Annotated in this window: 9 protein-coding genes; 3 read left to right on the top strand and 6 right to left on the bottom strand. The window is 69.2% G+C overall.

Annotated features, from left to right (window positions below):
• Window positions 1–27 precede the first annotated feature (27 nt).
• The 3 genes from EER27_RS05095 to rnfB all read left to right on the top strand — a co-directional run bounded on the left by EER27_RS05095 (window position 28) and on the right by rnfB (window position 3337).
• Complete coding sequence (locus tag EER27_RS05095; RefSeq protein ID WP_123086940.1) at window positions 28–477, top strand: DUF2147 domain-containing protein; 450 nt, start codon at window positions 28–30, stop codon at window positions 475–477.
• 246 nt (window positions 478–723) lie between these two features.
• Window positions 724–2805, top strand: coding sequence for a methionine--tRNA ligase (gene metG / locus EER27_RS05090; protein WP_123086939.1), 2082 nt, complete (start codon window positions 724–726; stop codon window positions 2803–2805).
• 73 nt (window positions 2806–2878) lie between these two features.
• Window positions 2879–3337, top strand: a complete 459-nt coding sequence (gene rnfB, locus EER27_RS05085) for an Rnf electron transport complex subunit RnfB (RefSeq protein ID WP_123086938.1) — start codon at window positions 2879–2881, stop codon at window positions 3335–3337.
• Between the two features lie 162 nt (window positions 3338–3499).
• Here the strand turns inward: rnfB and EER27_RS05080 are convergent, their stop codons facing one another.
• From EER27_RS05080 to EER27_RS05055, 6 genes are all read right to left on the bottom strand, one after another.
• Complete coding sequence (locus EER27_RS05080) at window positions 3500–4516, bottom strand: TraB/GumN family protein (RefSeq protein WP_190285652.1); 1017 nt, start codon at window positions 4514–4516, stop codon at window positions 3500–3502.
• Window positions 4517–4542: 26 nt separating this feature from the next.
• Window positions 4543–5502: a DUF1684 domain-containing protein gene (locus EER27_RS05075; RefSeq protein ID WP_190285651.1), complete on the bottom strand. Its 960-nt coding sequence runs from the start codon at window positions 5500–5502 to the stop codon at window positions 4543–4545.
• Window positions 5503–7392, bottom strand: a complete 1890-nt coding sequence (gene mutL / locus EER27_RS05070; RefSeq protein WP_123086936.1) for a DNA mismatch repair endonuclease MutL — start codon at window positions 7390–7392, stop codon at window positions 5503–5505. It abuts the gene before it with no gap.
• Between the two features lie 60 nt (window positions 7393–7452).
• Window positions 7453–9216 (bottom strand): N-acetylmuramoyl-L-alanine amidase, encoded by a 1764-nt coding sequence (locus EER27_RS05065; protein WP_123086935.1) that lies wholly within the window; start codon window positions 9214–9216, stop codon window positions 7453–7455.
• An 87-nt stretch (window positions 9217–9303) separates the two neighbouring features.
• Window positions 9304–9816, bottom strand: coding sequence for a tRNA (adenosine(37)-N6)-threonylcarbamoyltransferase complex ATPase subunit type 1 TsaE (gene tsaE, locus EER27_RS05060; protein ID WP_425480815.1), 513 nt, complete (start codon window positions 9814–9816; stop codon window positions 9304–9306).
• Between the two features lie 68 nt (window positions 9817–9884).
• Window positions 9885–11384 carry an NAD(P)H-hydrate dehydratase gene (locus EER27_RS05055; RefSeq protein WP_123086934.1) on the bottom strand — a complete coding sequence of 500 codons (1500 nt, stop codon included), beginning with the start codon at window positions 11382–11384 and terminating at the stop codon, window positions 9885–9887.
• Window positions 11385–11392: the final 8 nt, after the last annotated feature.

Genomic DNA, 11392 nt, shown 5'->3' with positions numbered 1-11392 from the left:
CAACCATGCAAACCCTGGGAGGGGAACATGCGCAACAAACTGCTCGCCCTGATGCTCGTGCTGTCCTCGTTCGCGTTTTCGTCGGTGGCCTTCGCGCAGGCGTCGCCGATCGGCGTGTGGACCACGGTCGACGACAAGACCGGCAACCCCAAGTCCGTCGTCGAGATCTACGCGGCCCGTGACGGCAGCGTGGCGGCCAAGGTCAACGAAGTCCTGCAGTCCGACCGCGGCCCCAATCCGGTCTGCGACAAGTGCAGCGGCGATCGCCAGAACAAGCCGGTCAAGGGCATGGTCATCATGTGGGGCGTGCGCCAGAGGGGAAACAGCTGGGAAGGCGGGCAGATCCTCGACCCGGCCACCGGCAAGATCTACTCGGTGCGCCTGCGTCCGGCCGCGAACGGCCGCACGATGGAAGTCCGCGGTTTCCTCGGTTTCTCGCTGCTGGGCCGCAACCAGACCTGGACCCGCAGGAACTGAGCACCCCACGGTGCCTGCTGCCCTGGGGCGGCTGGCACTGGACGCACTCCGGAAACGGCCCGCATCGCGGGCCGTTCTCTTTTTCGGTCTCGCGTATGTCGTTCCGCGGGTCGTGCCTGGTCGTGCCCGCTCGACATGGCACGTCACTGCCGGATCGCGGGCCGTGACAGCCGTCGGCGGCAAGGCTGGGCGGTAGTGGTCCGGGTGCGTGCGATACTTTGCAGCCCGCTATCGCCCACCACCGACATGCCACGCGAGTTCGTCGTTTCCTGCGCCCTGCCCTATGCAAACGGTCCGCTGCACCTGGGCCACCTGGTCGGTTACGTCCAGGGCGACATCTGGTCACGCGCGCAGCGCATGGCCGGCAACACCGTGCATTTCGTCTGCGCCGACGACACCCACGGCACGCCGATCATGCTGGCAGCCGAAAAGGCCGGCATGTCGCCGGAAACCTACATCGCCGGCATCCAGGCCGACCACGAACGTGACTTCGCCGACTTCGGCGTGGCGTTCGACAACTACGACTCGACCAACTCGGCACGCAACCAGGCGCTGACCGAATCGATCTACCTCGCGCTCGAGCAGGCCGGCCACATCAGCCGCCGTTCGGTGGCGCAGCTGTTCGATCCCGAGAAGGGCATGTTCCTGCCCGACCGTTACGTCAAGGGCATCTGCCCCAACTGTGGTACCCCCGACCAGTACGGCGACAACTGCGAGCACTGCGGCGCCACCTACGCGCCGACCGAACTCAAGGAACCGCGCTCGGTGCTGTCGGGCGCGACGCCGGAGCTCCGCGATTCGGAGCACTTCTTCTTCGAGGTCGGCCCCCTCGCAGGCTTCCTGCGGGAGTGGCTGTCCGGCGACGTGGCCCTGCCCGGCGTCAAGGCCAAGCTGATGGAATGGCTGGATGCCGAAGGCGGCCTGCGCGCCTGGGACATCTCGCGCGACGCGCCGTACTTCGGGTTCCAGATCCCCGGTCACCCGGGCAAGTACCTGTATGTCTGGATCGACGCGCCGATCGGTTACCTGGCCAGTTTCCAGGCGCTGTGCGAGCGCCGCGGCCTGGATTTCGCCAGCTACCTGCGCCCCGACAGCCAGGCCGAACTGCACCACTTCATCGGCAAGGACATCGTCAATTTCCATGGCCTGTTCTGGCCGGCGGTACTGCACGGCGCCGGGATGCGCGCGCCCACCCGCCTGCACGTCAACGGCTACCTGATGGTCGATGGCGCCAAGATGTCCAAGTCGCGCGGCACGTTCGTGATGGCACGTACGTTCCTCGACGTCGGCCTGGACCCGGAAGCGCTGCGCTACTACTACGCGGCAAAGACTTCCGGCGGCGTCGACGACCTCGACCTCAACCTGGCCGACTTCGTCGCACGCGTGAACTCCGACCTGGTGGGCAAGTTCGTCAACCTTGCCAGCCGCTGTGCGGGCTTCATCGAGAAGCGCTTCGGTGGCGTGCTGGCCGATGCATTGCCCGATGCGGCGATGTACACGCGCTTCGTGCAGCAGCTGCAACCGATCGCCGAGGCCTACGCCCGCAACGAGGCCGCCACGGCGCTGCGCCTGGCCATGGCACTGGCCGACGAGGCCAACCGTTACATCGACGACACCAAGCCGTGGGTGCTGGCCAAGCAGGAAGGCGCCGACGCCCAACTGCAGGCGGTGTGCACGCAGGGCCTGAACCTGTTCCGCGTTCTCAACGCCGCCCTCAAGCCGGTGCTGCCGCGCGTGACCGCGCAAGCCGAGGCCTTCCTCGATGCGCCGGTGATCCACTGGAGCGACCTGGACGCGCCGCTGCTGGCACGCCCGATCGCGCCCTACACCCCCTTGTTCACCCGTATCGACCCCAAGCAGATCGACGCCATGACCGAAGCCTCCAAGGACACCCTCACCGCCGCTCCCGCCGCCGATGCCAAGCCCGCTGCGGCCGCCCCGGTTGCGGCGCCGGCTGCCGCGACGCCGGCCTCGGCCGCCGCACCCGGCGCCGCGGCGACGATCGGCATCGACGACTTCGCCAAGCTCGACCTGCGCGTGGGCAAGGTGCTGTCGTGCGGGTTCGTGGAGGGTTCGGACAAGCTGCTGCGCTTCGAACTCGACGCCGGCGAGCTCGGCACGAGGCAGATCTTCTCCGGCATCCGCACCTCGTACGGCGAGCCGGAGAAGCTGGTCGGCCGCAGCGTGGTGTTCATCGCCAACCTGGCGCCGCGCAAGATGCGCTTTGGCCTCAGCGAAGGCATGGTGCTGTCTGCCGGCTTCGACGGCGGCGGGCTGTTCCTGCTCGACGCCGACCACGGCGCGCTGCCCGGCATGCCGGTCCGCTGAATCGCGTGATCCGCAGCCTGCCGGTCGGCCAACCCCACGCCGCCGGCAGAACGCGCCGCAGCCTGCGCCCACGATGACTCCCGATCTCGTTGAACGCCTCGATCGCCTGTTGCCGCAGACCCAGTGCGGCCAGTGCGGCTATCCGGGTTGCCGGCCGTACGCCGAGGCGATGGCCGCGGGCGATGCCGGCGTCGACCATTGCCCGCCAGGCGGCGATGCCGGCGCCATGGCGTTGGCGCGACTCCTCGGCGCCGAGCCCAGGCCGTACGACCGCAGCCGTGGCGAACACAAGCCGCCCCAGGTGGCGCTCGTGGTGGAGGCCGACTGCATCGGCTGCACCAAGTGCATCCAGGCCTGCCCGGTCGACGCGATCGTCGGCGCCGCCAAACACATGCACACCGTCATCGAGCCGCTCTGTACGGGCTGCGAGTTGTGCGTGCCGGCCTGCCCGGTGGACTGCATCGTCCTGGTAGCGCCGCGGCTTCCCGACGAATCCGTCAGCAACCGGCAGGCTGGACTCCAGGAGCGCTGAAGCGCGCAACCGGGAGGACAGTCGCCCCGCGCTCGTGGGCACGGGACGTCTTCAATCGATCTGCTTTGAAGTGCCGAGCGCCGGAGCCGGTGCCCGAATCGGCGCTGGAATCTTCACTGGCGCTGGCGCTGGAACCGACGCGGGAGCCGGTGCCCGTGGGATTCAGTGCGCCGCTTCGCCCGCGCAGGCCGAGCACACGCGCTCCACCCGGTAGCCCTGGCTGCGCAACCGTTCCACCAGCCCATCCGGACCCAAAACGTGCATCGCGCCCACGACCACCAGCACGTCATCGCTGCCGGGCGTGTCGAGCATGGCGCGCACCTGCGGCAGCCAGGCCTCGTTGCGTTCGACGTTCAACCGCTGATAGGTCTCCGGGGTCTGCTTGCGCATGTCCTCGCGCAACAGCGCATCGAGCGCGGCGACATCGCCGCTGCGCCACGCGCCGTGCATCGCATCCAGGGTGTCGGCGATATGCTTGTCGGGCTCGCCCAGCAACTCTTCCAGCCCGCTGATCTGCTCTTCCAGAGGCGTGCTGTCGAGCAACTTCAACTGCGACGCCATCGTCTCGAGACCGCCTGTGCCCTTGCCCTGGGCATGCGCGCGGCCCATCAGGTGCGTGTCGAGGCCGATTTCGCCCGAGAAGCCCTTCGACCGTGATTCGCCCATCATCAGGCTCAACGTCACGAACCACGGCTCGTAGGCATCCAGAAGCTCAATCGAGGATCCCATCGCGGAAAGTCGCGCGCCAAGGCGGCTGTGCAACTTGGCCGGCAGCACGCTGGCCAGGGTGCGATCGTCGCCGAAGCGTGCGGCCGCCAGCATCCTGCTGGAGAGTGCGGGGTCGTTCAATTCCGCCGGCGGCACCTCGAACACCACGCGTTCGGCGTTGCCCAGCGCCGCTTCCACGTCCGTCGACAACGGATAGTCCGTGGTCTTGAGCACGTGGAACGAACCCAGCAGGTACACGCTGTTGTCGGCGTCGGAAAGCTTCCATAGCAACGGCACCGGCGGCTGTTGCTGCACTTCCTTGGACACGCCTGCAGGTGCCACGGGCGGCGCCATCGGTTTTTCGGAATGCGGCTTGCTGGCCGCATGGCCGGGTGCGATGGGTCCGACGAGTGCCGCGATCAGGATCGCAACGAGGCCGGCGAAGCGGATCGGAAGCAGGTTGGGGTTCAAGGCAGGAGTCCGTGGTGGTGAAGCGGTCAGTTGGCCGCCTTGTAGGCCTTCTCGCCGGCGTCCACCAGCAAGTCGAGCCGGTTCTCCGGCGGCGGCAGCGGGCAGGTCGCAAACGCGGTGAACGCGCATGGCGGGTTGTAGGTGCGATTGAAGTCGAGCGTCACCCGGCCCTGCGGGTCGGGTCGGGTGGCATCCAGGAAGCGACCGGCGCCGTAGCTGCCGTGGCCGTTGGTGCGATCGGCAAACACCAGGAACAACTCGCCGTCGCCCTCGTCGAGCGCCTCGATGCGGTACGACTTGCCGTCGCGCTCGAACTCGACGGCGCCAGGGTTGGGCACCTTGTCGGTGGTGCCGACGATGTTGGCGACCTCGATCGTCCGGCCCGGCGGATGGGGAACGAACTTGCCAGTGATCTTCCAGTCTTCCTTGGCCGGCCAGTAGTCGATGCCTTTGAAACCGGTGCGGGTGGCCGCATCGGCGTGCTTTACCCGCAGGGCGTAGCGGTCGCCGCGCTTGATCACGGTCACCAGGCCCTTGCCTTCGTCGAAGCCGAGCACGCTTGGGCCGGCCACCGCTTCGTCGGTGTTGAGGAACACCGGCCCGGCCAGCGGCTGGCCATCGAGGGTCAGCGCCAACCCGCTCTCGGGCACGAAACGCAGCCGACCGCCGCGCAGGTCGATCATGCCCAGGTGCTTGGGCCCCATGCCCAGGCGCATGCCGTTGTCGGCATCGCTTCCCAGGTAGTGCCCGCCCGGTCCGATCCAGTGCAGGCCGATCAGCGAGGTCCAGCCGTCGGGCTTGATCAACCCGGCCTTGCGCTCGTCGCGCCAGGCCTGCTGCTGGGCCGCAAACGCGTCAGCATTGGCTTGCGCCGCGGCCGCGTCGGCATTGGCCGCGTCGGGTCCGGACCCGCCACACCCGGCGATGGTCAGCGTGAGCAGCACCGCAGACAACAGCGAATACCGCAATGTCGAACGTGGTTGCATTTATCTTCCCCGCAGGAACCAGCGGTCCATTTCCGCCAGATTGAAACGCGTCCAGGTTGGACGGCCGTGATTGCATTGCCCGGAACGCTCGGTCGCTTCCATGTCGCGAAGCAAGGCGTTCATCTCGGCCGGGCCGAGTCGACGGTTTGCGCGTACCGCGCCATGGCAGGCCATGGTCGCCAGCAGTTCGTCGCGTGCTTCCGCGACGCGGCGCGACTGGCCATGTTCGCGCAGGTCGGCCAGCACATCGCGCAACAGCGCCTCGACGTCGCCATGTGCCAGCAGCGCCGGCACGCTGCGCAACGTCAGCGATTGCGGGCCACTGCGTGTCACCTCGAAGCCCAGTGCGTCCAGCGTGGCCGACTCGCGCTCGGCAACATCGGCCTCGCGTTCGGACACCGCCAGCGTGGCCGGCACCAGCAACGGCTGCGTTCGCAGGCCTTCGCCATCGTGCGCGTGCTTGAGCCGCTCGTAGCCGATGCGCTCGTGCGCGGCGTGCATGTCGACCACCACCAGTCCGTCGGCGTTCTCGGCCAGGATGTAGATGCCGTGCAACTGCGCGATCGCATAGCCCAGTGGCGGCATGCCGCCCGGAGCGTCGTCGGGCATCGGTTGATGCGTGAACGGCGGGGCCGCAGACGACGGACCGGCAAACGCCGCCGCCGCGAACGGCATGCCCGACGCCGCAACCGGCGCATCTCCATCGGCAGGCACCGCGCCGGGCTGTCCGTACAGCGCCGCGTAGAGGTTGCGCGCATCGGCCACCTGCAGGCCCAACGGCGCCTGCGGAGCGTTCCAGCGGTACGCCGACCCACCGGCTGCCATCGCGCCCTGCTGCCAACGATCGCCATCGATGCCCGCGTTGCCGTTGCCGGGTGCGAGCGGCGCATTGCCGGCGCGTGTCTCGGCCAGCGCCTCGTGCAGCGTGCGGTAGACGAAATCGTGGATCAGCCGCGCATCGCGAAAACGCACCTCGTGCTTTGCCGGGTGCACGTTGACGTCGACACGCCGCGGGTCGAGTTCGAGGAACAGCACGTAGGCAGGCTGACGCCCGTGGAACAGCACGTCGGCATACGCCTGCTTGACGGCGTGCGAGACGCTGCGATCGCGGATCGCCCGGCCGTTGACGTAGAGGTACTGCTGGTCAGCGCTGGCGCGGTTGTACGCCGGCTGGGCGATCCAGCCATGCAGGCGCAAGCCTGCGGCGGCATGGTCGACGCGCATCGCGTTACGCGCGAACTCCTCGCCCAACGCCTCGTGCAGGCGTACGTCCGACAGCAGGTCGCCATCGCCTTTCCAGCGCCGCGACGCCTTGCCGTTATGCGAGACGCGCAGTTCGACGTCGGGTCGCGCAAGCGCCAGCTGGCGCAGCCAGTCTTCGATGTGGCCCAGTTCGGTGCGCTCGGCCTTCAGGAACTTGCGGCGCGCGGGCACGTTGAAGAACAGGTCGCGCACCTCGATGGTGGTGCCTTGCGGGTGCGCGCGTGGCGTGACCTCGCCGACCCGTCCGCCATCGATCTCGAGTGTGGCGCCGTGTTCGGCCTCCACGCGGCGCGAGCTCACCACGAAGCGACTGACCGAGGCGATGGACGGCAGCGCCTCGCCGCGGAACCCCAGCGTGGCCACGCCTTCCAGATCGTCGAGCGATGCGATCTTGCTGGTGGCATGGCGCGATACGGCCAGCGTCAGTTCGTCGGCACCGATGCCCTTGCCGTCGTCGCGTACGCGGATCAGGCGGACACCGCCCTCTTCGAGATCGATGTCCACGCGCCTGGCGCCGGCATCGAGGGCGTTTTCGACGAGTTCCTTGACCACCGAAGCGGGACGCTCGACGACCTCGCCGGCGGCAATCTGGTTGATCAGGGTGTCAGGCAGTTGGCGGATCGTCACGGTGCTCGCGGCGCCCGTGGGCGTCGTCAGGAAGTCAGCGCCGATGATAGCCGAGCACGATCAGGGGCTGCCGCCCGCGGCTCCGGCCGTTTGCGCCTGTGCACGGGCGGCGTACATCGTGCCCGGCGGCGGCTGCTGGGTGAAATAGGTGTTGACGCCGTCGAGCACCGCGCGCGCCAGCGTGCGCTGGTAGGCCGGGTCGACGAGGCGGCGCTCTTCATCGGGATTGGAGATGAAGGCGGTCTCGACCAGCATCGCCGGCATGTCCGAGGTGCGCAGCACCGCGAAGTTGGCGCGCTCGATGTGCGGCTTGTGGTTGTTGCCGATGCGCTTGAGGCCGCTGAGCACGTGGTTGGCCGCGTCTTCGGACGCGCGCATGTGGCCGCTCTGGGTGAGGTCGAGCAGCACCGAGGTCAGGGTGTTGTCGGTGTCGCGCAGGCGCACGCCACCCACCAGGTCGGAGGCGTTTTCCTTGTCGGCCAGCCAACGCGCGCGCTGCGAGGAAGCGCCACGCGTCGACAACACGTACACCGACGATCCCTTGGCAGCGCGGTTCTCGGCGGCGTCGGCGTGGATCGACACGAACATGTCCGCACGCGCCGAACGCGCAAGGCGCGCACGCTGTGGCAACGCGATGAACACGTCGGTGTCGCGCGTCAGGTACGCGCGAAGCCCAGGCGTGGCGTTGATCTGACGCGCGAGTTCACGTGCGATGGCAAGCGTGACGTCCTTCTCGCGACGGCCCGCCAGTCCAACTGCACCGGAGTCCTGACCGCCGTGCCCGGCGTCGATCGCGATGACCAGCGGGCGCATGCCGCCGCGCATCACCTGTTGCAATGTGCGCACCGGGGCGGGCGTGGCGGCAGCTCCCGATGGCGTGCCCGGCGGCGTGGCCGATGTGCCGGCGCCAGGAGCCGGCGTGGGCTGCCCGGTGGCGATACGAGTCGGGACGCCGGTTGCGATCGTGGTCGGCACCCGCGGCGCGACTGCGGCAGGCGCGGTTGCCTGCGACGACGACGGCACGGTTGCAGACGGCAGGGTTGCAGCGGGAGCCGCTGCCGAGGACACGGGCGCGGGATGTCCCGCCGCATTGGCGCCCCGCGCGGTGGCCGCGCGAGCGGCCAGCTCGGAGATCAGGCGCGTGGTGGCGGCGGCCGACGCCGCGTCGGGCGCGACGTACGCGGGCGTGCCGGCAGCGCCTGCGGTTGAAGGCAGGCCCGGTGAGGCCGCGCTGGTCGAGACCGCGGGTGCAGTGGCTTCCGAGCGCGGCACAGTTGCCTGCGGGACGGTTGCCGCCGGGGCCGGCGTCGAAGCCATCGCCGTCGCCGTCGATGCCGTTCCGGCTGAAGGCAGCGTGGTGGTGGAAGTGGTTGCGGCAGGCGCCGCGGCACCTGGGACCGTCGCCGGGCGCGAGGCAACGCCATCGCCCGGCCATTCGAGCACCAGGCGCGGGCCGGTGCCGCTTTGTTCGATGCGCGGTTTCAGTACGGCCACGGGTTGTTCGAGGTCGAACACCAGTCGTGTCGTCCCGGGAACCGGTTGGCCGCTGCGGATCGAGCGGACGACGCCAGTGCCGGCAGGCAACTGCGTGCCACGTGCCAGGGACGATGCAGGAAGGTCGACGACCAGTCGCTCGGGGCCGTGCAGGCTGATGACCTTGAACTCGCCCGTGCCCGACAGCGCGATCTCGGCGCGGGTACCGGTGGCGCCGGTGCTGACCTGCACGCCCTTGATTTCGCTGGCGTGCGCCAGGTTCCAGCCGAGCGCCGTGAACAGGGCCGCGCCGAGCAGGAATTTCTGGACGGTGGCCCCTTTGACTCGCATGGGCGGTAGTCAACCACCGGCCCTGGGTGATTGCAAGAACTTTTTCCTTTGGAATCCGCGACCTGCCGGAACTTCCTAGGCAATGGTTCAGGAGTTGGCCGGAGCGCCTTTGGTGGCGGACAGGGTGTCCAGCCAGGTCCGTCCCGCAACGGTTCCGGCGGCCAGGCGGGCGTGCCGACCATCGCCCTTCATCGTGAGCTGGACACGCAGGTCCGCGGCGGGCAGGCCGCCGACGCCGCGTTCGGGCCATTCGACCAGCCACAGCACGACGTCATCGCCGTCGAGGCCCAGGAACTCCAGTTCGCCCGGATCGCCGATGCGGTACAGGTCCATGTGCCAGGCCTCGCCACCGGCGGGGAGCGGGTATCGCTCGACCAGCGTGTAGGTGGGGCTGCGGATGGTCCCGACCACCCCCAGGCTGCGAAGCAACGCCCGGGCCAACGTGGATTTGCCGGCGCCCAGCTCGCCTTCCAGGTACACCACCGCGCGGGGCGGCCGCGAACCGGCGAGCCGGGCGGCCAGCTGGTTGGTGGCATCGGCGTCGGCCAGATCGAGTTGGTGTTCGGCCAGGGGCGATGCACGCGTTGCGGTATCGGTCACTGCGGGTCCTGCGTGGTGGTTGGGTGGTAGGCGGAGAGGCCGGCGGTCATTGCGAATGCGATTGCGCGTCAGGAGTCGTCGGTGGTGTCGGGATTGGCAAGCCTACGCAGGTAGGGCATCAGGTCACCCGGAAGTAGGCCGCGCTCGCCGCCGTCACCGGCGGCCATGTCGCCCGCGGCAGCATGCAGCAACGCAGCGCAGCTGGCCGCGTCGAACACCGCCAGTCCCTGCGCCCGCAGCGCGGCGATCGCACCCGTCAACACATCGCCCATGCCACCGACAGCCATGCCCGGATTGCCCGCATCGATCACGCGCGCCGTTGCACCCGGTGCGGCCACCACCGTGCCGGCACCTTTCAGCACGACAACGCAGGCGTAGCGTTCGGCCAATTGCGCCGCGGCGGCAAAGCGGTCCGCCTCGACGGCCGCGACGGTAACACCCAGCAACCGCGCCGCTTCGCCCGGGTGCGGACTCAACACCGCGTCGACCAGCTTCCGCGGGCGCCGCGCCAGCGCGTTCAGCGCATCGGCATCCAGCACCAGGGGTTTGCCGCTGGCGAGCACGAGATCGAGCAGTCCCTCGCCCCACTCGCCCTGCCCCAGTCCGGGGCCGATCGCGATCACCGACGCACGTTCGATCATTGGTAAGAGCTGGGCCGCGTTGTCGACCGCCGTCGCCATGCATTCGGGCCGTCGCGCGAGCAGCGGCGCGATGTGTACGGCGCGCGTGGCGACGCTGACCAGACCGGCGCCGCACCGCAGCGCGGCTTCGGCACACAGTACGATCGCGCCGCCAAAACCGGTATCGCCGCCCACGCACAGCACGTGGCCGTTGTGCCCCTTGTGCGCGCCACGCTCGCGACGCGGCAGCCACTGCGCGAGTGCACCGCGAAGCAGCGCCGTCGAGGCGCCTTCGCTGGCAATCAGCGATGGCGGCAGGCCAAGGTCGGCGACGATCACGCTGCCCGCCTGGACCCGCCCTGCCCCGGTCAACAGACCAGGCTTGGCGGCGATGAAGGTAAGCGTCACCTCGGCAGAAAACGCCGACGCGGCCCGTCCGCTGTCGGCGTCGACGCCGCTGGGCACGTCCAGCGACAGCACCGGCACGCCATCGGCGTTGATCGCGTGGATCAGCGCGGTGGTGGTGGCGTCCGGGTCCCGGGTCAAGCCGATGCCGAACAGTGCGTCCACCCAGATGTCGACGTCCGGCAGGTCGTCGCCGGTGTCGTAGATCTGAACGTCCCCGCCGGACGCCGCGTACTGCGCCGCGACGTCGCGGCACAGCGCGCTGCGCGGCGCGCCGTCAGGCAGTACCAGCACTCGAACCGGTCGACCGGACGTCAGCGCCAGGCGCGCCAGAACGTAACCGTCGCCCCCGTTGTTGCCCGGGCCACAGACCACGCCGATGCAGAACGCCCGCGGCCAGCGTTCCAGCAGCAATCGCCACGCCGCCAGCCCAGCCCGCTGCATCAGTTCGGCCGGGCCGGCGCCGTGCAGGCGGGCGGCGGCGCCCTCGATCCGGCGGACCTGACCGCTGCGCAACAACGGTATTGTCGAGGTGGGCGGCATCCGGCGAT

The organism is Montanilutibacter psychrotolerans, from assembly GCF_003719825.1.
Taxonomy (GTDB): Bacteria; Pseudomonadota; Gammaproteobacteria; order Xanthomonadales; family Xanthomonadaceae; genus Montanilutibacter; species Montanilutibacter psychrotolerans.
The sequence above is the reverse complement of the archived record's forward strand: the minus strand, read 5'-3'. Positions and strand labels throughout refer to the sequence as shown.